The sequence below is a fragment of the Ruegeria sp. YTSC230 genome (genome assembly GCF_059609665.1).
The window spans coordinates 543,367-565,156 of record NZ_JBXWMC010000001.1; the positions used below are offsets into that span (position 1 = coordinate 543,367).

Annotated in this window: 20 protein-coding genes, 3 tRNA genes and 1 pseudogene; 14 read left to right on the plus strand and 10 right to left on the minus strand. The window is 57.0% G+C overall.

The window, feature by feature from the left end; all coding sequences use genetic code 11:
- Nucleotides 1-61 precede the first annotated feature (61 nt).
- Both AC2FD9_RS02550 and cobA read right to left on the minus strand, forming a co-directional pair.
- A complete protein-coding gene (locus tag AC2FD9_RS02550) occupies nt 62-376 on the minus strand; it encodes a DUF2849 domain-containing protein (protein ID WP_058271487.1) in 315 nt (104 codons plus the stop codon).
- Nucleotides 376-1,122: pseudogene (gene cobA / locus AC2FD9_RS02555) on the minus strand (uroporphyrinogen-III C-methyltransferase); the annotation flags it as partial. The gene AC2FD9_RS02550 and the pseudogene cobA, both read right to left, overlap by 1 nt.
- A gap of 173 nt (nt 1,123-1,295) precedes the next feature.
- Here cobA and AC2FD9_RS02560 point away from each other — a divergent pair.
- Nucleotides 1,296-1,775: an Lrp/AsnC family transcriptional regulator gene (locus AC2FD9_RS02560; protein WP_058271489.1), complete on the plus strand. Its 480-nt coding sequence runs from the start codon at nt 1,296-1,298 to the stop codon at nt 1,773-1,775.
- Here the strand turns inward: AC2FD9_RS02560 and AC2FD9_RS02565 are convergent.
- A complete protein-coding gene (locus AC2FD9_RS02565; RefSeq protein WP_496835245.1) occupies nt 1,772-2,953 on the minus strand; it encodes a cytochrome P450 in 1,182 nt (393 codons plus the stop codon). The two genes, AC2FD9_RS02560 and AC2FD9_RS02565, sit on opposite strands and share 4 nt — an antisense overlap.
- 47 nt (nt 2,954-3,000) lie before the next feature.
- Here AC2FD9_RS02565 and AC2FD9_RS02570 point away from each other — a divergent pair, with 47 nt between their 5' ends.
- From AC2FD9_RS02570 to AC2FD9_RS02595, 6 genes are all read left to right on the plus strand, one after another.
- Nucleotides 3,001-4,734, plus strand: coding sequence for a sensor histidine kinase (locus AC2FD9_RS02570; protein ID WP_496835247.1), 1,734 nt, complete (start codon nt 3,001-3,003; stop codon nt 4,732-4,734).
- Nucleotides 4,731-5,960, plus strand: a complete 1,230-nt coding sequence (locus AC2FD9_RS02575; RefSeq protein WP_109311603.1) for a sigma-54-dependent transcriptional regulator — start codon at nt 4,731-4,733, stop codon at nt 5,958-5,960. The genes AC2FD9_RS02570 and AC2FD9_RS02575 overlap by 4 nt, the downstream gene beginning before the upstream one ends.
- Nucleotides 5,961-6,331: 371 nt before the next feature.
- Nucleotides 6,332-7,333 carry a DctP family TRAP transporter solute-binding subunit gene (locus AC2FD9_RS02580; RefSeq protein ID WP_109311602.1) on the plus strand — a complete coding sequence of 334 codons (1,002 nt, stop codon included), beginning with the start codon at nt 6,332-6,334 and terminating at the stop codon, nt 7,331-7,333.
- 115 nt (nt 7,334-7,448) lie between these two features.
- A complete protein-coding gene (locus AC2FD9_RS02585) occupies nt 7,449-8,126 on the plus strand; it encodes a TRAP transporter small permease (protein WP_058271493.1) in 678 nt (225 codons plus the stop codon).
- Entirely contained in the window at nt 8,126-9,502 is a 1,377-nt protein-coding gene (locus AC2FD9_RS02590) for a TRAP transporter large permease (protein ID WP_058271494.1), read from the plus strand. Before AC2FD9_RS02585 ends, AC2FD9_RS02590 begins: the two co-directional genes overlap by 1 nt.
- A gap of 325 nt (nt 9,503-9,827) precedes the next feature.
- Nucleotides 9,828-10,139, plus strand: a complete 312-nt coding sequence (locus AC2FD9_RS02595) for a DMT family transporter (RefSeq protein WP_496835249.1) — start codon at nt 9,828-9,830, stop codon at nt 10,137-10,139.
- A gap of 2 nt (nt 10,140-10,141) precedes the next feature.
- On the opposite strand, the gene tpiA is transcribed toward AC2FD9_RS02595, so the two are convergent.
- Nucleotides 10,142-10,891, minus strand: a complete 750-nt coding sequence (gene tpiA / locus AC2FD9_RS02600; protein ID WP_496835251.1) for a triose-phosphate isomerase — start codon at nt 10,889-10,891, stop codon at nt 10,142-10,144.
- Nucleotides 10,892-11,012: 121 nt separating this feature from the next.
- On the opposite strand from tpiA, the gene AC2FD9_RS02605 reads away from it, so the two are divergent.
- Nucleotides 11,013-11,924 (plus strand): isopenicillin N synthase family dioxygenase, encoded by a 912-nt coding sequence (locus AC2FD9_RS02605; protein WP_496835253.1) that lies wholly within the window; start codon nt 11,013-11,015, stop codon nt 11,922-11,924.
- On the opposite strand, the gene AC2FD9_RS02610 is transcribed toward AC2FD9_RS02605, so the two are convergent.
- A complete protein-coding gene (locus tag AC2FD9_RS02610; protein ID WP_058277823.1) occupies nt 11,921-12,286 on the minus strand; it encodes a HesB/IscA family protein in 366 nt (121 codons plus the stop codon). The genes AC2FD9_RS02605 and AC2FD9_RS02610 overlap by 4 nt on opposite strands.
- Before the next feature lie 193 nt (nt 12,287-12,479).
- Between AC2FD9_RS02610 and AC2FD9_RS02615 the strand changes: the two genes are divergently transcribed.
- Nucleotides 12,480-12,821, plus strand: coding sequence for a hypothetical protein (locus AC2FD9_RS02615; protein WP_496835255.1), 342 nt, complete (start codon nt 12,480-12,482; stop codon nt 12,819-12,821).
- Between the two features lie 98 nt (nt 12,822-12,919).
- Here the strand turns inward: AC2FD9_RS02615 and AC2FD9_RS02620 are convergent, their stop codons facing one another.
- From AC2FD9_RS02620 to AC2FD9_RS02630, 3 genes are all read right to left on the minus strand, one after another.
- Nucleotides 12,920-13,282 (minus strand): SUF system Fe-S cluster assembly protein, encoded by a 363-nt coding sequence (locus tag AC2FD9_RS02620; protein ID WP_058271500.1) that lies wholly within the window; start codon nt 13,280-13,282, stop codon nt 12,920-12,922.
- A gap of 98 nt (nt 13,283-13,380) precedes the next feature.
- Entirely contained in the window at nt 13,381-13,659 is a 279-nt protein-coding gene (locus AC2FD9_RS02625) for an NfeD family protein (RefSeq protein WP_108858729.1), read from the minus strand.
- Entirely contained in the window at nt 13,659-14,549 is an 891-nt protein-coding gene (locus tag AC2FD9_RS02630) for an SPFH domain-containing protein (protein WP_058277825.1), read from the minus strand. Before AC2FD9_RS02630 ends, AC2FD9_RS02625 begins: the two co-directional genes overlap by 1 nt.
- Before the next feature lie 177 nt (nt 14,550-14,726).
- On the opposite strand from AC2FD9_RS02630, the gene AC2FD9_RS02635 reads away from it, so the two are divergent.
- The 3 genes from AC2FD9_RS02635 to lon all read left to right on the plus strand — a co-directional run bounded on the left by AC2FD9_RS02635 (nt 14,727) and on the right by lon (nt 19,453).
- Complete coding sequence (locus AC2FD9_RS02635; RefSeq protein WP_282118546.1) at nt 14,727-15,638, plus strand: nucleoside hydrolase; 912 nt, start codon at nt 14,727-14,729, stop codon at nt 15,636-15,638.
- Nucleotides 15,639-15,702: 64 nt separating this feature from the next.
- On the plus strand, nt 15,703-16,833 hold the full coding sequence (tgt, locus tag AC2FD9_RS02640) for a tRNA guanosine(34) transglycosylase Tgt (protein ID WP_496835258.1): 1,131 nt from the start codon (nt 15,703-15,705) through the stop codon (nt 16,831-16,833).
- Between the two features lie 211 nt (nt 16,834-17,044).
- A complete protein-coding gene (gene lon / locus AC2FD9_RS02645) occupies nt 17,045-19,453 on the plus strand; it encodes an endopeptidase La (protein ID WP_058277828.1) in 2,409 nt (802 codons plus the stop codon).
- Between the two features lie 52 nt (nt 19,454-19,505).
- Here lon and AC2FD9_RS02650 read toward each other — a convergent pair whose 3' ends face one another.
- Together AC2FD9_RS02650 and AC2FD9_RS02655 are read right to left on the minus strand one after the other, a co-directional pair.
- The gene (locus AC2FD9_RS02650) at nt 19,506-21,092 is read right to left on the minus strand and encodes an APC family permease (RefSeq protein WP_496835260.1); all 1,587 of its coding nucleotides are present in this window, start codon (nt 21,090-21,092) and stop codon (nt 19,506-19,508) included.
- Between the two features lie 127 nt (nt 21,093-21,219).
- A tRNA-Val gene (locus AC2FD9_RS02655) sits at nt 21,220-21,294 on the minus strand.
- Nucleotides 21,295-21,505: 211 nt separating this feature from the next.
- Here AC2FD9_RS02655 and AC2FD9_RS02660 point away from each other — a divergent pair.
- Both AC2FD9_RS02660 and AC2FD9_RS02665 read left to right on the plus strand, forming a co-directional pair.
- A tRNA-Asp gene (locus AC2FD9_RS02660) sits at nt 21,506-21,582 on the plus strand.
- Nucleotides 21,583-21,628: 46 nt separating this feature from the next.
- A tRNA-Asp gene (locus AC2FD9_RS02665) sits at nt 21,629-21,705 on the plus strand.
- The last annotated feature ends 85 nt before the right edge of the window (nt 21,706-21,790 follow it).

The window sequence follows — 21,790 nt, forward strand, 5'->3', positions numbered from 1 at the left end:
TGTCCTTAGTTGCAGCCCCGAACCTTGGGGCCTTGAGAAGGGGAGAGAGAAGGGCCAGAGGTCAGGCCCGGGGCTGCGGGGAGGATTCCTGTTTGCCGTGGGCATAGTTGGACGGACCAGTGCGGCGGAAGTCTTCCCGGAAATGGGTGGGCTCGGGGCCGTTATCGCCGGCGACGGCATCGGCAAGATAAGCACCAACGATTTTGCTGGCCTGACTAGAGGCATCCAGCAAGCGCACCTGCGCGTGCGCTTCATCGGTGATCAGCTCGGCCTCGGACAACTCCCGAGACCACTGGTCGTCTTCAGTCAGATAAATAACGTCACCTTCCAACAGGTCGTTGGCGGTCACTACTTTGGGGGTAAAAGCGCGGGCCATCAGGCGTGCTCCTTCTTAAATTCGGTCAGGGCCGCGGTCGCTTGGCGCGGGGCGAGGCCAAAAAAGGTCAGGGTAGGGCCATCCATTTCGGCGGCGTTCAAATCGGTGGGCAACTGGTCCAGCGTTGTTTCCAGAATGCGCTGATCGGGGCGTGTAGCGTTTTCGATCAACGTCACCGGCGTCTGGCGATCTGCACCGTGCATAATCAGGCGACCCTGAATGAAACGAGCGGACTTTTTGCCCATGTAAATCGCGGCAACCGAACCGGCGCGTGCCAAGACAGTCCAGTCGTGATCCGCAAACCCTTTCATGTCGTGGCCGGTCAGAAATCGGACCGAAGAATTGCGGCCACGCCGTGTAAGGCTTTGACCAATCCCCGCAACCGCCGCCGACGCGGCAGTGATGCCTGGTACGATCCGCCACGAGATGCCAGCAGCCTCGACAGCCTCGATCTCTTCATCCAGACGACCAAATACGGTCGGGTCGCCGGACTTCAGGCGCACGACGCGCTGACCTTTCAGGGCGTGTTCAACTAGCAGGGCGTCAATGTCTTCTTGTTTCCAAGACGGGCCGAAACCAGCCTTGCCGACATCGACCAGAACACCGGTCTTTCCGGCCAAGGCCAGGACCTCATCACTGATCAGACGGTCATGCAGAACAACGTCCGCGCGCTCGAAGGCGTTCAGTGCCTTGAGCGTCAGCAATTCCGGATCGCCCGGACCCGCGCCGACAAAGTCGACATGTCCTGTGCCATCATATGATTGCGTAAGCTGCATTTCGTGTCCCGAGTGTGGTTTGACTTGTGTTGCAATATAGGAAATATTCCCGCCAATACGCCATATAGGCGAACAAATAAGGACAAATGTTCCACGCCAACGGCAAAACGGGACATTGGTTTCGAAACGAAGGGAAATTTAGAATGTCGGTGCGGATTGATGATACGGATCGGAAAATTTTGGTCGAGCTGCAGCGGGACGCCAGTCAATCGCTGGACGAAATAGCCGCTCGTGTCGGCAGTTCCAAGACCCCGGTCTGGAATCGGATACGCAAGCTAAAAGGGGCCGGTGTGATCGGGCAGCAGACCGTATTATTGGACGCCGAAGCGCTGGGATTTGAAGCTACGTTTTTTGTTCTGATCCGCACCTCAGAGCACGAGGCTGACTGGCAGCACAAATTCCTCAAGGCCCTGCGCGACAGGCCAGAAGTGCAAGAGGCGCATCGGCTGGCCGGGGACATCGACTATATCCTGAAGGTGCGGGTCAAGAACGCGCGTGCCTATGATGAATTCTATCAGGCGCTGATTTCAGAAGTGCGCGTGCACAACGTGACCGCCTTGCTGTCGATGGAAGAGATCAAGTCCACCACCATGTTGCCTCTGAAAGCGCTGATCGAAAGCTAGGTCTGCACCATCAGTTTGGTCAGCCCGTGGAAATGGTACGTGTTCGAAAACTCGGGCTCGGTGCTCAGGCGCAGGTTCGGATAACTGTCGAACAGCGCGGACAGTGCGATGCGCATTTCCATCCGTGCCAGAGGGGCGCCAACGCAAAAGTGCAGGCCGCCACCGAAACTGGTGTTCGTGACGATGGCGCGGGTGGGATCAAACCTGTCCGGGTCGCTCCAGACGGCAGGATCCCGGTTCGCAGCGCCCAGTAGTAGCGCGACCTCATCACCACGTTTGAAACTGTGCCCAAATGCGTCGATGTCTTCATAGGCATAGCGGGTGAACATGTGCAGCGGCGGGTCAAAGCGCAGAATCTCTTCTACCGTGCGATCGATGCTGTCCGGCGCAAAGTGTTGCGGTCCGATGCTATTTTGCAAAACGGTCTTCACGCCGTTTCCAAGTGAATGCACGGTCGCTTCGTGCCCGGCATTCAAAAGCAGGATGCAGGTGGCGACCAGCTCCTCGCGTGAGAGCTTTTCGCCATCTTCTTCGGCCACGATCAACCGTGTGATCAGATCGTCCTTCGGATCGCAGCGGCGCTGCTCGATGTAGTCGATCAGAAAGTCGGTGAATGCGTGGGATGTGGCTGCGGCAGCGGTCTCAGTCTCGGGCGTTCGGCTGGCTTGATACATTGCCACCATATCGTGTGACCAGCGGAGTAGGCTGGGTGACATATCCTCGGGCACGCCCAAGAGGCGACAGATCGTGATGACCGGAACTTGGGTGCAAAAGGTAGAGAGCAAATCGAACGGTTGGTCGGAAAATGCGTCAATCAAAGAATGGGTTAGGTCGTGGATCGAAGGTTCCAGTGCTGCAATGGCACGTGACGTGAATGCCCGCATCACCAATGCGCGCAAACGTGTGTGTCTTGGCGGTTCGGCTTCCAGCAACGAATGCGCCTCGACCGCCAGCCAAGGGGCAAGATGCGCCGGACCTGGGGTTCGCATTTCTTCGGGTACTTCCCGACCAAAGCGGCGGTCTTTCAAAAGCGCCGAGACCGCCCGGTGTGATACAGCCGCAATTTTCCCATAGTCCTCCCAATAGACCAGATCACCGCACGCGCGGGCCTGATCATAGAACGGGTAGGGGTTCTGCACGAATTCCGGATCGACCGGAGATTGAAATACCGTCTTCATGCGGCGCAGACTTGCCATGCGGCGCGGCGAATGCAAGACCCTATATCATGCAACGCGTTTGGGTCATTCTGGGATTTTTGTTTGCTGTCGGCCTGTTGACCGCAGGGGTCTGGTCCTATGGCTACCGTCAAGCGCTGTCGCAGCTCAGCGAAAAGGCCGAGGCTGACCTTGAACTGGCTGCCGACCGGCTCAGCACTCAGATGCAGGTCTATCAGGAACTGGCCGTGCTGATGGCCACGCATCCGGTCCTGCGCGCCCTAGAGACGCCGGTGCAACAACGGGCAGCGCGCGCGATATTGCTGGACGTCGCCGACAAAACCTCGGCCGTCAACATGATGTATCTTGACCGAAGCGGGCAGGTGCTGGCCTCGGCGCAGCCGGTTGTGTGGCCAAACATGGCGGACCACCCCGCGTTTCGGCGCGCATTGCAGGGCGCAATGGGCAGCGCGCATGGGGTTGTGGAAAGCAGCGGAGATCGCACCTATTCCTACGCCGCCCCGGCCTTTGGCGATGCTGGTCAGGTCGAGGGTGTATTAATCGTTGTGGCCGATGTGCAGGATGTGGAACAGACCTGGCGCGGCAGTACCGAGGCGGTGTTCTTCACCGACGGGGACGGTGTCGTGTTTATCTCAAACCGATCGGATTTGTTGTTTTGGCACCGGGATGAGGGTCAATTGGGCCTGACACCTCCAGACGGCGGGGTGGTCGATTTTGCCTCGGTTCTGGTCGGTCCGCACGAGGTCTGGGAACTGAATTGGGGGCGGTATCTGCCTAGTCGTGCTTTACACCTGATGCTGGACTTGCCGGTGATCGACATGACGGCTGAAGTTCTGGTCGATGTGGCCCCCGCGCAGCGTTTGGCGGGGTTGCAGGGGGCGACCGTTGCTGCAATCTGTCTGGCCTTCGGCGCGCTGTTGTATCTGGCGACCGAACGCAGGCGCACATTGGCCGAGGCCAACACGATTCTGGAAAGCCGGGTCGCGCAACGGACGCATGCGTTGACAGCTGCAAACACGGCACTGCGCCACGAAGTGCGTGAACGTGAAGACGCAGAAGCGGCGCTGAAACACGCTCAGGAAGAGCTGATCCAGGCCGGTAAACTCAGCGCGTTGGGCCAGATGTCGGCGGGTATCAGTCACGAACTGAACCAACCGCTGATGGCGATTCAGCAATTCGCAGATAATGGCGCGGCTTTTCTATCCCAGGGCCGGGATGAGAAAGCGTCGGAGAACCTGACGCGTATCTCTGCTATGGCGGCGCGCATGGCGCGTATCATCAAGAACCTGCGCGCCTTTTCGCGCAACGAAAGTGAACCGATGGGCAAGGTTAACCTGGTTCAGGTGATCGATACGGCGGTAGAGTTGACCGAGGCGCGGTTGCGGACCGAGGATGTCCGTATGGATTGGGCCCCGCCCAATAACCCGGTTTACGCATGGGGCGGCGAGGTGCGGTTGGTTCAGGTGTTCGTCAACTTGATTAACAATGCCGCCGACGCGATGAGTGGGCAAGACGACCGCCTCATCCGCATTGCGATCGACCGCGGCGACAAGCTGGCCGTGACTGTCCGCGATATCGGCCCGGGCATCGAAAACTCGGAAAAACTGTTCGAACCGTTCTATACGACCAAGGCTGTCGGAACCTCTGAGGGGATGGGGCTTGGGCTTTCGATCTCGTATGGTCTGGTGCAAAGCTTTGGGGGTAACATCCGGGGTGCAAATCTGGACACCGGGGCGCTGTTTACCGTCGAGCTTGAACCTTTCACGGAGCACGAGGTCGCATGACGCGGAAAATTCTACTGGTTGATGACGACGCTGCCGTCCGCGAAGCTTTGGCGCAAACACTTGAGTTGGCAGATTATGATCCGGTTACTGCGGGATCCTTTGTGGCAGCAAAAGACCATATTCGCGCCGACTTTCTGGGCGTGATCGTTTCGGACATCCGTATGCCGGGCCGGGATGGTTTTCATCTGCTGAACTACGCGCGTGAGGTTGATCCAGACTTGCCCGTTGTCCTGTTGACCGGTGAGGGCGACATCCCGATGGCGGTGCAGGCCATGGGACAGGGAGCTTTTGATTTTCTGGAAAAGCCATGTGCGGCGACGGACCTGCTGCCCGTGTTGGAACGTGCCTTTGACGCGCGCGCGCAGGTGATCGAACAGCGTGCCCTCAAATCAGAGCTTGAGCGCGGCGATCCAGCAGCGCGGCTTTTGTTCGGCCTGTCCGCACAGGCCGAGGCCCTGCGTGAACGAGTCCGATCCGTCGCCCCCACCGGGGCAGAAGTTCTGGTAACCGGGCCACCGGGCAGCGGGATATCGAAGGTGGCCGAAGTCGTTCATCTGATGTCGCCGGTCGGGCAGGGGCCGTTCGTCAAGCGCCCGGCCTCAGGGCTGACGCCCGAGGGGTTGGTACGCGTGTGCGAGGATGCGGCCGGTGGGTCGTTGTTCTTGGATGAGGTTTCGGCCATGCCAGACGCCACGCAATACGCCGCGCTTGAAATGATAGAGCAGGGCACCGGTTCACGGATTGTCGCGGGAACAACCGCAGATCTGGCGGTGCTGTCAGAGCAGGGCCAATTCAATGCCGACCTGTTTTATCGCCTGGATGTCATGCGTGTGCGCATCCCGTCGCTGGCGGAACGACCCGAAGATATTCCAGTGATCTTTCGCCATTATGTCGCGCAAGCGGCAGAACAGGCGGGCATTGCCGAACCCGAGATTACCTCGGAGCAACTTGCTTCCTTGATGGCCAGCGATTGGCCGGGTAACGCAAGATCGCTGATGTCGGCGGCGATGCGGTTCGTGTTAGGGATGCCGGAAGAGGTTGCACGTGCCGCTGATCTGGGGCTGAACGAGCAAATGGCGCGCGTAGAGCGGTCGTTGTTGATTGCGGCGCTGGGTCGGCACAATGGCAAAGCCTCGGATGCGGCAAGTGCGTTGAAACTGCCGCGCAAGACTTTTTACGACAAACTGGCGCGCTATCAGATTCGCCCAGAAGACTATCGGCGCTAACGGGGGCACCCGCCGCCTTTGACTGCATTATCATGTATTTAAAGGCGTTGGGCCGGGCAGCCTGCATTCGCAGGCTGCGGGTGGTCACCAGAGAATCAGGGGGTGAGTCGTTCGATCTGATTCGAAGTGCGTGCGGAAATCCGCACAGCTGGGGAAATAAATGTGCGGATTTTCGCACAACGGGTAGTGTCACTGCCTTTTGATGGCGGGGAAGTTCCTTCTAAAACTATGAAGTAAAATAAAAATATTTGAACTTTCCGAATTTCGAACAAAAAGTTGAGCGGTGCCCCTTGATTCGCTTCACTGCGCCACATGAGACGCCGATCTGGCGTTGACTGAAGGTTTCATGGAAGTCTGGGAGGAAAAGACAGATGAAATTCCTGACAACTGCCGCGACCGCGCTGGCGTTGAGTGTTACAGCAACCGCCGGTATGGCCGCGTGTGATGACGGCGAGATTGTCGTCAAGTTCGCGCATGTGACGAACACGGACAAACACCCCAAGGGCATCGCGGCATCGCTGTTGGAGCAGCGCGTCAATGACGAGATGAATGGCGTGATGTGCGTTGAGGTCTATCCGAACTCGACGCTCTATAATGATGACAAGGTGCTTGAAGCAATGCTTCAAGGCGACGTCCAGCTGGCCGCGCCGTCGCTGTCGAAGTTTGAGAAGTTCACCAAACAGTTCCGTCTGTTCGACCTGCCGTTCATGTTCAAGAACATTGACGCCGTGGATGCGTTCCAGGCCTCGGCGGATGGTCAGGCGATGAAAGACAGCATGCAGCGCCGCGGCCTGCAAGGGCTGGCGTTCTGGCACAATGGCATGAAACAGATGTCGGCTAATAAACCGCTTGAGGCTCCGTCGGATGCCGAGGGCCTGAAATTCCGTGTTCAATCCTCGGACGTTCTAGTTGCCCAAATGGAAGCCATTGGCGGCAGCCCGCAGAAGATGGCGTTCTCGGAAGTTTACGGTGCGCTGCAGCAGGGCGTTGTGGACGGCCAAGAAAACACCTGGTCGAACATCTATGGCAAGAAGTTCTTCGAAGTGCAGGACGGTATCACCGAGACCAACCATGGCATCATCGACTATCTGGTCGTGACATCGGTTGACTGGTTGGACAGCCTTGATCCCGAGGTGCGCGATCAGTTCCTGACCATTCTGGGCGAAGTGACCGAGACACGGAACAAGGAAGCCTTCTCGGTGAACGAAGCAGCCAAGGCCTCGATCACTGATGCCGGCGGAATCATCCGCGAACTGAACCCCGAACAGCGCCAGGCCTGGGTCGATGCGATGAAGCCCGTTTGGGACCAGTTTTCCGACGACGTAGGTCAGGATAAGATCGACGCCGCTCAGGCCATCAACGCCGGGTTCTGATCCCGGTTGAGGCCGCGTGTCCAAAGACTCGGGAGTGGCGGACACGCAGGCTGGGCGGGCTGTAATTTGGCCCGCCACACCTAACTCTCATCACCAATAATGTGGGGACAGAAAAATGTCTGGTTCGAAACCCGGCCAAGGCGGGCTGGTCGACCATATCGAAGAGACCATGATTGCCGCTCTGTTGGGCGTGATGACGGTCGTAACCTTCGCCAACGTGATCGCACGCTTTGTGTTCAATTCCAATATCTTATGGGCGCTTGAGCTGACGGTTTTCACCTTTGGCTGGCTGGTTTTGCTGGGGGCTTCTTATGCGGTCAAGAAACACGCGCATCTGGGTGTTGATGCAATCCTGAACATGCTGGCCCCGGCGCCGCGCCGCATTCTGGCGCTGATATCGGTGGCGTGCTGTCTGGTGTTCTCGCTTCTGCTTCTGAAAGGGTCGTATGACTACTGGGCCGTGTTTGCGGACCTGCCGCCAACATCGGGCCGCTGGTTCCCGACCGGGTTCAATTTCGACGCACGCAGCCAGAGTTTCTATGAAGTGGACGATATACCGATGGTCGCGCCACTGCGCTTCCTCGAGGATCTGATCAACTACGGCGAGGGGTATGAAAAATTGCCCAAGGTGGTGCCGTATCTGGTGTTGCCGGTGTCGATGCTGCTTCTAGTGATCCGCTTCGCTCAGGTCGCAGTACAAATCTGGCGTGGAGAGACCGACCGTCTTGTTGCCAGTCACGAAGTCGAGGACGAGATCGAAGAAGTCCGGGCTCAGCAAGGAGAGCATGACTAATGGACGTCGTACTTCTATTCTCTATGGTCATCGGCCTGTTGCTGATCGGTGTGCCGATTGCGGTGGCCCTGGGTCTTAGCTCGACCCTGTTTCTGCTGATTTATTCCGACAGTTCGTTGGCTTCGGTCGCGGGAACCCTGTTCGAAGCCTTTGAAGGCCACTTCACTCTGTTGGCGATCCCGTTCTTCATTCTTGCATCGTCCTTCATGACGACCGGTGGAGTGGCGCGGCGGATCATCCGCTTTTCCATCGCCTGTGTCGGGCACTTGCCGGGCGGTCTGGCGATTGCGGGTGTCTTTGCCTGTATGCTGTTTGCCGCGCTGTCGGGGTCGTCTCCGGCGACTGTTGTAGCCATCGGTTCTATCGTCATCGCCGGTATGCGGCAGGTTGGCTATTCCAAGGAATTCGCTGCGGGAGTGATCTGTAACGCGGGTACCCTGGGCATTCTGATCCCGCCATCCATTGTCATGGTGGTCTATGCCGCCGCCGTTGAGGTCTCGGTCGGGCGGATGTTCCTTGCGGGCGTCATTCCGGGCCTGATGGCGGGTCTGATGCTGATGGTCACGATCTACGTGATGGCCAAAGTCAAAAACCTGCCCAAAGGTGAATGGAAAGGTTGGGGCGAGATATTTATCTCGGCCCGCGAAGCCGGTTGGGGTCTGTTCCTGATTGTCATCATTCTGGGTGGTATTTATGGCGGTATCTTCACACCGACCGAAGCCGCTGCTGTCGCTGCCGTCTATGCCTTCTTTATTGCCAGCTTTGTCTACAAGGACATGGGTCCGCTTAGCACCAATGGGGATGGGCAGAACATTCCGCTGTTGAAAAAGCCCTATGCTTTGGTCACGGCGTTCTTTCACCCCGACACCAAGCACACGCTGTTTGAGGCCGGTAAGTTGACGGTGACGTTGCTGTTCGTCATCGCCAACGCGCTGATCCTCAAGCACGTGCTGACAGATGAACAGGTGCCTCAGCACATCGCAAGTGCAATGCTATCGGCGGGATTGGGACCAGTCACCTTCCTGATTGTGGTCAACGTGATCCTGCTGATTGGTGGTCAGTTCATGGAACCTTCGGGATTGTTGGTCATCGTGGCACCTCTGGTGTTTCCAATCGCCATCGAGTTGGGCATCGACCCGATCCATTTGGGCATCATCATGGTGGTGAACATGGAGATTGGGATGATTACGCCCCCGGTTGGTTTGAACCTGTTCGTGACCTCGGGCGTGGCCGGTATGCCGATGATGAGCGTTGTGAAGGCGGCGCTGCCGTTCCTGGCCGTATTGTTCGTCTTCCTGATCATGGTGACGTACATACCGTGGATTTCGACCTTCCTGCCCAATACCTTCATGGGGCCAGAGATCATTACGAACTAGCGGTTTCTTTGACAGAACAGGGGGCCGGGTCTTTCGTCAGACCCGGCCTTTTTTGCGTGCGGAATCGATCCAGATAATCGGTAACCCATTGGATACCACCCTAAACGCGAACCCATCAGTTTCGTATCACCGGTTGAATTGCCGCATTTAGAGTTTCATCTCGTCAATCAGGCGACGATCGTTTGCCCGCCCGGGTGTCCCTAGTTGCTCAATAAAGAATCCAACCTCTTGAACCCCGGTTCAGTGGGTATATCTTTCAACCGAGGACGACCTCGCCGATTTGGCTGATCATTCGGGACGACCCGAAGAGATATGAGGTGTCCAAATGCCTTGGATATTATTGCTATTCGCTGGCCTGCTGGAAATTGTCTGGGCCGTCGCCATGAAGCAATCCGCCGGTTTCACGCGTTTATGGCCCACGGCTTTGATGGGCGTGTCGATGATCGGATCGTTCGGGTTGCTTGCCCTAGCGATGCGGGATTTGCCTTTGGGCACGGCCTATACGATCTGGACCGGCATCGGTGCTGGCGGGGCCTTTATGGTCGGCGCAATGTTTCTGGGTGAGGCGCTGACCGCGCCCCGCCTGATCGCGGCGGCCCTGATTGTGGCCGGGCTGGTGACGATGAAATTGGCTTGACCTCAGGCCTTTTGCAGGGCGTCGATAATGCCTGAAAAGTCCTCGGCTTTCAGGCTTGCGCCGCCCACCAGTGCCCCGTCCACGTTGGAGACGGCAAAGATTTCGGCTGCGTTGCCCGGCTTGACCGAACCGCCATAAAGCAACCGGACCGAGCGGCCGACACCTTCGCCAAATCGACGTTCCAGCCGGGCGCGGATGAAGTCGTGCACTTCTCCGATCTCGTCCAGGGTGGGAACCTTGCCGGTGCCAATAGCCCAGATTGGCTCATAAGCGACGATCAGGTTTTCGCCGGTTGACTGGTCTGGGATCGAACCGGACAACTGTCCGCCGATTATGTCCAGCGTGTTCGCGGCCTCACGTTGCTCCAGGCTTTCGCCGACGCAAATGATGGCTTTCAGGCCCGTGTCCATCGCAGCGCGGGCTTTGGCGCGAACATCGTCGTTTTGCTCACCATGATCCTCGCGCCGTTCGGAATGGCCAAGAATGACCGCGCTTGCCCCTGCATCAATCATCATCTGGGCGCTGACATCGCCTGTATGCGCGCCGGATTCGGCCGCGTGGCAGTCCTGTCCACCGACCGAAATTCCGGTGTCTTTTACCGTTTCTGCCGCCCGGTGCAGCAAGGTCGCGGGGAGGCAAATCAGAACATCCACTGATGCGTCAGGAAACGACCCGGCTAGCGACTGAAGCTCGGGCAATGCAGCCGCAGTTCCGTTCATTTTCCAGTTTCCAGCTGCCAGCTTGCGCCGCATAACGCGTACCCCCAAATAAGTCGTTGTTTGCTCATCGGATAGCACCACCAGCCGAGCCTGACAATTCCGGTTGCAAAGGTCCGACCACAACGGCAGGTTCCGCGTCATTGTGGAGGACGGCATGATCGACGATCTGGATCTGAGAAAACTGGATGAACGCGAGGCTTCAGAGATGGCAAAGCTGCTGCATGCTATTGGAGAAGTTGGGTTTTTAACGGTGTCGAACACCGGGTTGAACGCCGATCAAGTCCGAAACGTGATCGAGGCGTATCGCGACTTCTTCCATTTGCCGGACGTCCAGAAAAAAACCGTTGATATGGCGATGACGGGTTCAAACCGAGGGTGGGGCGCGCCGCGATCAGAACAGGTCGACCCCAAGGCCAATCCGGATTTCAAGGAAGTGTTCGACTGTGGTTTCGAATTGCCTGCGGGAAATTCTTATGCCGGAAAAGGGCTCAGTGTGTATGCTCCGAACCTGTGGCCGAATTATCCTTTAGAATTTCGAGGTATTATCAGAGCTTACTACATTGACGCTTGCAATGTGGCGATGCGTGTTCTTCGGGCCATTGCGGTTGCTTTGGGCCGGGATACACTCAGTTTTGATCGCGCCTTTGACACGCCAATGGCTCTATTGCGCGGGAACTACTATCCAGAACGCCCGGTGTGGGCAGGTGATCTGGATTTTGGCATCGGGGCGCATACTGACTATGGGTGTCTGACATTGCTGGCCACGGACGGGGTCTCAGGGCTTGAGGTCCGCATGCCGGATAACAGCTGGCAACCTGTCTCTGCGGAGCCTGGTACATTCATCATCAACTTTGGAGAGATGCTGGAATTCTGGACCGCGGGAAAAGTCAAAGCCACCGAACACCGCGTCATAGGCGGGACGCAGGAACGCATTTCGGTCCCACTGTTCTTTAACCCGTCCTACGACACCAACGTTGCTCCGCCAAGCTCAGGCAAAACGATCAGCGCAGGTGACCATCTTACACGGCGCTACAACGAAACCTATCTGCACCTGCAGGCGACTTAGTTTTGTGTGGAAAGCGTCTCGTCAAATTTGATGGATTCGCCGCAACCGCAAGCGTCCACAACATTCGGGTTGCGGAACTTGAACCCGGCTTCCAGAAGCGAGACCTCATAGTCGATTTCAGTTCCGAACAAGAACATCTGCGCCATTGGCGCGATCATGATGCGGGCACCGTCCTGTTCGACCACTTCGTCGTTGGTATCGGCTTCATCCACGTAGTCCATGGTGTATTCCATGCCAGCGCAGCCGCCTTTCTTGACGCCAATGCGCAACCCGGCATGACCGCCGGACGCCATCAGGCGTGCGATCTGCTCAGCCGCTTTGGTCGTCATTGTCACGGCTTGTTTGCCGGGAATGCCAAACATGGTGGTCTCCGTTGCGCTACGTCATCCCTAATCTAGGGCCGAGAGGCGTCAGGCTCAAGACATAGCAGACCTGCTGACCTAAGTTTTACCGACGGTGACGTTGCCAAACGACCAATTGCCACAGCAAACTTGCGTCCCTCACGGTCTTCGCCTTAGCCTGACGGTTGTAACAGGATATTTGAGCGAAGGGCGAATGAAGATGGTGAAGATCGGGCATTTCCGCAAAAAAATCATTACGATGCAAGCTGTAGCCGCAGTCATTTTGACCGTAGGTCTAGGGCATGCAGCAACGGATGGCGCACGGCATCCGGTAAATTGCGCTACCGCCGAGGGGGATCTTCGGGCCATCGCCGCAGAAAAGAAGCACGCAGAAGACCAGCAGGCAGAAAGTATCATTGCGATCACTCCTGCCGGTGCATTGCTGGGACTGGTCACGGGAACCGAGCAAAAAAGGCTCAGCATGTTGAATGGCGATTACGTCAAAGAGCTGGATCAACGCGCGGCCGAGATAAAATCGACCTGCGGCGTGGAATAGGCTGCTCGGGCCCTTTGATGCAAAAAGGGCTGCCCCGGTTCATGGACAGCCCTTTTTGTTATCTTTCAATGCTTTACTCGGTAAAGCTAAGCGAAATTCTACATGAATCCCAGTTCAAGACGTGCTTCGTCTGACATCATCTCCATGCCCCAGGGGGGCTCCCATGTCAGCTCGACGTCAACCTCTTTGACGCCAGCGACCGGTTCGATTGCCTCGACAATCCAGCCTGGCATTTCACCGGCGACCGGGCATCCGGGCGCGGTCAGTGTCATGATGACCTTCACCGCGTTTTCCTTGGTAATATCGATCGTATAGATCAGACCCAGATCGTAGATATTCACCGGAATCTCGGGATCGAAGACGGATCTGCAAGCCTCGACCACGGAATCGTAGAGTGGATGATCGATGGTCGAAGGCGCGATCAGCGGCGTACCTTCGAACTGTTCACTTGGATGGGTCATTCGTGCCTCGGGGCTGTTACCTGAGAAATTATATAGGGAAAGGCTGGGGCAGCGTCCAGTGGTGCCGTGTGGCCCCCGGGACGCTGCGTCGATTTGGATCAATCGTTGATATCGTGGCGGAAGGTTTTCACCTGGCCATGGGGCAGGGCGAACATGCGCCGCAGGATCAGCCAGGCCACAAGCGAAAGACCCGCAAAGATCAAAAGCAAGACCGCCAGGCTCGGGGCAAAACCGGGGATCACAAGCAAAAGCCCTGTGACCGCCGCTCCAATCGCAAAGCCAAGAAAGATGAACCCCGGCAAGACGATCTCAAGTATGCCCAGAGCTAGCGCTCCGGCCAGCCAGAGCCACCATGTCAGCCAGAAGGGATCAGCCATTACTTTCCTCCTTTCAACATCTTGAAGGCATCGCCAAAGGCCTCAAGCGCATTGGCGGGAACCACGATGGTCTGCGACCCGGTGCCGTTACCCAGCGCGTTCAGGGATTCGACCTGCTTCAACGCGACCTGATACTGGGCAGCCTCGATACCATTGTCCTGAATGGCCTTGGCGACCACGCCGGTTGCATAAGCTTCGGCCTCGGCCTGAATACGGCGGGCTTTTGCGGTCTGCTCGGCCGCATAAAGTTCCGCGTCGGCATTCAATTCGACCGAACGTTTCTGACCTTCAGCCTCGGTCACCTGCGCGCGGCGGGCGCGTTCGGCGTTCAACTGCTGCAACATCGCATCGCGTGTGGCCTGATCCAGGTTTACGTCCAGAATCTCGGCGCGGGTGACTTCGATCCCCCAGTCGTCAACGGCAGTTTCGACGCTTTCCTGAATGCGTTCAATCAGTTGCGCGCGATTGGACTGCACCTCATCCAGATCCATTTTACCGATTTCGGCACGGACGATACCTGCAACGGTTGTTGCAATCGCTCCGTCGACGTCACGGATACGGTACACGGTCTTTTCCGGTTCAAGAATGCGGTAGAACACCGAGGTATCGATCTGAACCAGAACGTTGTCCTTGGTGATCGCGTCCTGCGTCGCATTCGGTAGCTGGCGTTCAAGAATGGATATCTTGTGACGCGCAACATCAAGAAAAGGAACGATAAAGTTGATTCCGGGGCCAAGCACCGAGTGCAGGCGGCCAAAGCGTTCAACCACGTATTTTTCGGACTGAGGCACAATTTTGATGCCTTTGAAAATAACGACGACAATCAGAACTGCCGCAAGCAGGTAAATGATGTTCGATGTTAGCAACCCAATGATCTGTTCTTCGGTCATATCTGTCCTCTGTATTATTGTGTACTATGGTATACACTTGGGGATTGACTCGCCCATTTTCAACTCTGGTATGGCGGGAATGGGGATAGATGCAAATCTCTGAAAACCACAATGTAGCGTGGAATATTTTGAATGTGGCTGCTTTGCATCCGGTTGTGATTGCGCTATCGGGCGGGGATGAAACTGATAATTGACACAGATCCGGGCATCGACGATGCGATGGCCATTGCCTATGCCGCCGCTGCACCAGAAATAGACCTGATCGGCCTGACCACGGTTTTCGGCAACACGCATGTGCACCAATCCAGCCGCAACGCGCGGTTCTTGCTCCATAAACTGGGACTGGACGCGCCAGTGGCTGAGGGGGCGCCGCTTCCAGTTGGTGCGACCACATACGACCCGTCCGAGCACGTGCACGGCCCCGAAGGATTCGGTGATTTGACTGACATCCCGCAGATTGGGGAAAATCACCCCCTGACGGCGGCCGAATTCCTTGTCGAGCAGGCGCGGGAACACAAGGGTGAGCTGGTCGTCTGCGCCATTGGTCCGTTGACCAATGTCGCCGATGCCATGCGGTTGGACCCAGAGTTTGCAGGCAACATCAAGCGACTGGTGATCATGGGCGGTGCCGTGTTTTGCCCCGGGAACATCACAGAGCATGCTGAGGCCAACATCTATCACGATGCGCAGGCCGCGGATGCAGTGTTCGCGTCTCCGCCAGATACCGTTCTGGTCGGCTTGGATGTCACGCTAAAAACTCTGTACGAGACTGCGGATTTTGATGCATTGGCGGCGCGTTCCGCTGACATGGGCGGTTTCCTGCGCGACATCTCGAAATTTTATCTGAAATTCTACAAGGATATCGGCGGATTGGAGGGGTGCGGCCTGCACGACTCGACGGCTGTGATTGCCTGCACCCACGAACCCATGTTCGAGATAGTCGAAACCGGGCTTCAGGTTGAGGTAGATGGTCCGCAAATCGGGGCAACCCGACCGGATGCCAACAGACCAATGGTGCGCGTATGCCGGGATGTGGATGGGGCAGGGGTTGTCAGCCTGTTCACTGACCGCGTTGCGTCATTGCCCTGACGGCTTGCAATACCAGCGGAGATCGGGCAATTGCTGCCCGGTTCAGCGACCCTGAGGCATTCACATGACAGACCGTTTCTCATTTGACCTGAAAGCCACGGATGGCAAAGCACGCACCGGGGTAATCCATACTCCACGCGGTGAGGTGCGCACGCCGGCCTTTATGCCGGTTGGCACCGCGGCGACGGTCAAAGCGATGATGCCGGAAAGCGTACGCGCCACAGGGGCGGACATCCTGCTGGGCAACACCTATCACCTGATGCTGCGCCCGACCGCTGAACGGATCGACCGTCTGGGCGGGTTGCACAAGTTCATGAATTGGGAACGGCCGATCCTAACGGATTCCGGTGGGTTCCAAGTCATGTCGCTGGCCGGGTTGCGCAAGCTGACCGAAAAAGGCGTGACCTTCAAATCGCATATCGATGGCTCGCGCCACGAATTGACGCCTGAACGGTCGATGGAGATTCAGCGCCTGTTGGGGTCCGACATCGTTATGTGTTTCGACGAATGCCCAGCGTTGCCCGCTGACCGGGATCGCATTGCCGAATCGATGCGCCTGTCGATGCGGTGGGCTGAGCGGTCGCGTGACGCTTTCGGGGATCGCCCGGGTCATGCCTTGTTCGGCATTCAGCAGGGCGGACTAGAGCAGGATTTCCGCGAGGAATCGGCCGAGGCGCTGAAAGAGATCGGTTTTGAGGGCTACGCCGTCGGTGGACTTGCCGTGGGTGAAGGCCAAGAGGCGATGTTCGACGTGCTGGACTTTGCGCCGGATATGCTGCCGGTCGATAAACCACGTTATCTGATGGGCGTTGGAAAACCGGATGATATCGTCGGCGCCGTTGCGCGTGGCATTGACATGATGGATTGTGTGCTGCCGTCCCGCTCGGGGCGCACAGGGCAGGTATTTACGCGCTATGGCGTGGTGAACATCAAGAATGCCCGCCATTCAGATGACCCGCGCCCGTTGGATGAACACTGCACGTGTCCTGCCTGTACAAACTACTCCCGCGCTTATCTGCACCACGTGTTCCGTTCGAATGAAATGATTTCTGGCATGCTGCTGACCTGGCACAACCTGCATTATTTCCAAGAGATCATGCAGGGGATGCGTGACGCCATCGCTGCCGGAACATTCGATGCGTGGCAGGTCGAGTTCCATGCGCAGCGCGCGCAAGGCGATATTGAGCCTGTTTGATAGGCGCTTGGCGTTTTGGTGATCAAAATCACCGAATAGTCCATCAGGTGCCTTGCAGTCCCGAACACCTCAGGTCATTCTCACCATGAGAGATGGCGGTAAGGTTGAAATAGGGCGGTAACTGCCCCACCTTTATCGTCCAAGACAGGAGACGGCCGGGCGTTGCCTCGATGAGGGACCAGAGCCGTCTTGCCAATGATAAGGATAGAGCATGCAAGAGCCCCTGAACTCCTCATACCCAGTGCTGCCGCTGCGCGATATCGTGGTTTTCCCGCATATGATCGTGCCGCTGTTCGTCGGTCGGGAAAAATCCGTCCGAGCGCTGGAAGAAGTGATGCAGGACGACAAGCAGATTCTGTTGTCCAGCCAGATCGACCCGAGCGACGATGACCCAACCGAGGACGGCATCTACCGGTCCGGTGTGCTGGCCAATGTACTGCAATTGCTGAAATTGCCGGACGGCACCGTGAAGGTGCTGGTCGAGGGCCAAGCCCGTGTGATGATCACGGAATTCCTTGAAAACGAAGAATTTTTTGAGGCGCGCGCCGAGTATCTGACCGAGATTCCTGGCGACGTTACGACAACCGAAGCACTGCAGCGCACTGTTGCGGATGAATTCGAGCGTTACGCAAAAGTGCGCAAAAACATCCCCGAAGAAGCGTTGACCGCAGTTGGAGAATCCACCGAACCGGCAAAGCTGGCTGACCTTGTGTCGGGTCATTTGGGGATTGAAGTCGAACAAAAGCAAGACCTGCTGGAAACCCTAAGCGTCAGCGAGCGGCTTGAGAAGGTCTATGGCCTGATGCAGGGCGAAATGTCGGTTCTACAGGTCGAGAAAAAGATCAAGACTCGCGTCAAAACCCAGATGGAGAAGACGCAGCGCGAGTACTATCTGAATGAGCAGATGAAGGCCATTCAGAAGGAACTTGGCGATGGCGAAGACGGCAGCAATGAAGTTGCTGAACTGGAAGCCAAGATCGAAGAGACCAAGCTGTCGAAAGAGGCCCGTGAAAAGGCCGAAGGCGAGCTGAAGAAGCTGCGTAACATGAGCCCGATGTCGGCTGAGGCCACCGTCGTACGCAACTATCTGGACTGGATTCTGGCCTTGCCGTGGGGCACGAAATCCCGCGTCAAAAAGGATCTGGGCCGCGCGCAGGACATTCTGGATGCCGACCACTATGGCCTTGAGAAGGTCAAGGAACGGATCGTCGAATATCTGGCTGTTCAGCAGCGGTCGAAAAAGCTGAAGGGCCCGATCATGTGCCTTGTTGGCCCTCCGGGTGTGGGTAAAACCTCGCTTGGTAAGTCGGTTGCACGTGCGACGGGGCGTGAGTTCATCCGCATCTCGCTGGGTGGTGTGCGCGACGAATCCGAGATCAGGGGACACCGTCGAACCTATATCGGTTCGATGCCTGGTAAGATCATCCAGGCGCTGAAAAAGGCGAAGACCACAAACCCGCTCATCCTGCTCGACGAGATCGACAAGATGGGGCAGGACTTCCGTGGTGACCCGGCTTCGGCGATGCTCGAGGTGTTGGACCCGGAGCAGAACAGCACATTCATGGACCACTACCTTGAGGTCGAATACGACCTGTCCAACGTGATGTTCCTGACCACATCCAACAGCTACAACATGCCTGGGCCTTTGCTGGACCGGATGGAGATCATTCCGCTGGCCGGTTACACCGAGGACGAAAAAAGTGAGATCGCCAAACAGCATCTGATCAGCAAGCAGGTGAAGAACCACGGCCTGAAGGCCAAGGAGTTCGAACTGACCGATGACGCGCTGCATTCGATCATCCGCACTTACACGCGGGAAGCTGGCGTTCGGAACTTAGAACGTGAAATCGCCAAGGTGGCGCGGAAGTCGCTGACCAAGATCATCAAGAAAGAGGCTGAATCTGTAACGGTGACGCCAGACAATCTGGATGAGTTCCTGGGCGTGCCCAAGTTCCGCTATGGCCTGGCCGAACAGGACGATCAGGTTGGTGTTGTCACCGGTCTGGCGTGGACATCGGTCGGTGGTGATCTGTTGCATATCGAGGCGCTGAAACTGCCGGGCAAGGGTCGGATGAAGACCACCGGCAAGCTGGGCGATGTGATGAAGGAATCCATCGATGCGGCGTCGTCCTATGTGCGGTCAATTTCGCCTCAGATTGGGGTGAAGCCACCCAAGTTCGACAAGATAGACATCCACGTGCACGTGCCGGATGGTGCGACTCCGAAAGACGGGCCTTCGGCTGGTCTGGCCATGGTGACCTCGATCGTATCCGTGCTGACCGGTATTCCGGTTCGTAAGGACATCGCGATGACGGGTGAGGTTTCGTTGCGTGGCAACGCGATGCCGATTGGTGGTTTGAAAGAGAAACTGCTGGCGGCCCTGCGCGGTGGCATCAAGACTGTTCTGATCCCGGAAGAGAACGAAAAGGACCTGGCCGAGATCCCGGACAACGTGAAAGAAGGTCTGAAGATCATTCCGGTAGAGCACGTGTCCGAAGTTCTCAAGCTGGCACTGGTACGTGAGCCGGAAGCGATTGAGTGGGATGAGGCCGCCGAAGAGGCTGCCGCAGCCGCTGCGAAGGCCACTGAAAGCGCAAGCCCGTCTGCCACGACGCACTAAGCGATAGGCAGTAGACAAAGAAAAGGCGGGGTTTCCCCCGCCTTTTTCCTTTTCAGAAGCCGATAACGGGTTTCTTCGGGTCCAGAACCTCTTCCTCGGCGATGTAAGTCTGAAACTTTTTGGCGGACAGGGAGGATCGGACCGCCAGGCCAAAAATGACGATTGAAAACAGAACACACAGCAAAATATCCCAACCAAAGGGGATTTGCTTAAGCGCACCTTCCCCGAACTGTCCCAGGAACGAGATCAGGCCGATCCCTCCGAAATAGGGAACCAGCCACAGGGCCTCGGTCACGTCCATTTCGTCCAGCCGACTATGAAACCGTGCCAGAAGAAGAACAAACCCGACGATCAACGCGATGCCAAGCCGCCAAACGGTGTCCCATCCGCTCCAATAGACGATGAGCGTGGCGACAGCGAAGGCTGTGATGGCCACCACTTTGACAAAGGGAATGCGAATGGACCGCGGGTGGTCCGGCATCAGGCGTCGCAAGCACACAACGGCGATTGGCCCAACCGCAAAAGATACGACTATGGCCGCGCCATTCAGGGCAATAACGGTGGTGAACGGGACCGTAAGAAGGAACAGAATTCCAATCAGAAAGTTCAGCGCCAAGGCCCACAAGGGCACCCCAAATGAGGACAGTATTTGCAAACGCTTTGGCAGGAACCCGTTCTGTGACAAGGCCATCGCGATACGCGCGTTCGAGCCGGTGGACACCAAACCGTTGCCAAAGGGTCCAATGACCGAGCCGATATTCAAAACGCTCAGGAACCAGACGATCCCAACCGATAGGATGACCCCGTCCAATGGCCCCTGACCGCTAAAATTCAGGCTTGCCCAGCCGTTCTTCAGCATCTCCGGGTCAAGTGCGCCGATAAACGCGATCTGTAATCCGACATAGATGGCCGCACACAGAATGATGGACAGCACCAACGCCGCAGGAATCGCCACTTTGGGGTTTCGAACCTCACCAGCCATATCGACCACATGGCGGAAACCGATGAAGGAAAAGATGACGCCTCCGGTTGAAACAGCCGCCATGATGCCCTGCAAGCCGTACGGCGCAAAACCACCCGGTTGGGTGAAGTTCCCGGTGTCAAATCGACTTGCGATCAGCAGAATCGACAGAACGATAGGAATGGCAATTTTGGCCCATGTCAGCGTCGCGTTGACTTGCGTGAAGAATTTTACCCCCAACGCATTAATGACAACGAACAACAACATGAAAAACAACGCCACGGCGATACCCGCGCCGGTCAAATCGCCCGTATCGGCTGTGTGCAGCCAGGGAGCATAAGGCCCGAGGTATTTAAGCATCGCCTCGACCTCAATCGGGGCGGTGGTGTTGTACCCAATCCAGGCGGTCCACCCCATTGCCATCGAAACGATATTCCCGTGCGAAAACTGGGGGACGCGGGCGATCCCTCCGGGAATGGGCAGCATGGCCGAGATCTCGGCGAAGGTTATCGCAAGAACGAACATGGCCACCGCGCCAATGATCCACGAAAGGATAGCGGCAGGACCTGCGTGTTGAACTGCGAGGAGGGGGCCGAACAACCAGCCGGAACCGATAATTCCACCGACCGAAATGAAGGTCAGGCCGACAAGGCCAATGTCCCGTTTCAATTTGGCCATGCGAAACCCCGTGCTTCAGCGCCGGTTGATCACACGGCAGATGCAAGAACGATACGCAGTTGAAATGCAAGCTGGCAAGCATTGTAATTTCAAGGCCTTAGAAGGCGTTGATTCTGAGGAAGTGGAATGGTGGGTGATAAGAGATTTGAACTCCTGACATCTTCGATGTGAACGAAGCGCTCTACCACTGAGCTAATCACCCGTAGGCGCTGCTGTTACAGCGACTCGGATTGGTTGGCAAGATGGCCGGTGGTGAATTCGATCCAGCTCATGAAATGCTGGTTTTCCGGCCTCGGGGGTGGGTGGCTCAATCGGAAAAAATCAGGTTCTTCGAAAAAACTTCAAAACGCCGCTTGACGATGTCGGGGCGTAGCCATAATACACCCAAACGTTCAGCGATGAACAGACAGCGGGCGGTTGTAGCTCAGATGGTTAGAGTACCGGCCTGTCACGCCGGGGGTCGCGGGTTCGAGCCCCGTCAACCGCGCCACTGCTGTCAGCCTGGATCCGGGTTAAGGGATCACGAAAATAGATGCGCGGTTGTAGCTCAGTTGGTTAGAGTACCGGCCTGTCACGCCGGGGGTCGCGGGTTCGAGCCCCGTCAACCGCGCCATTTTCCCTAAAGTCAGCGGTAAATTCGTAATTTGTGCCACGCTTCTGCGTGTCAAATGCGATGCTGCTTTGTCGGATCGGCGAAT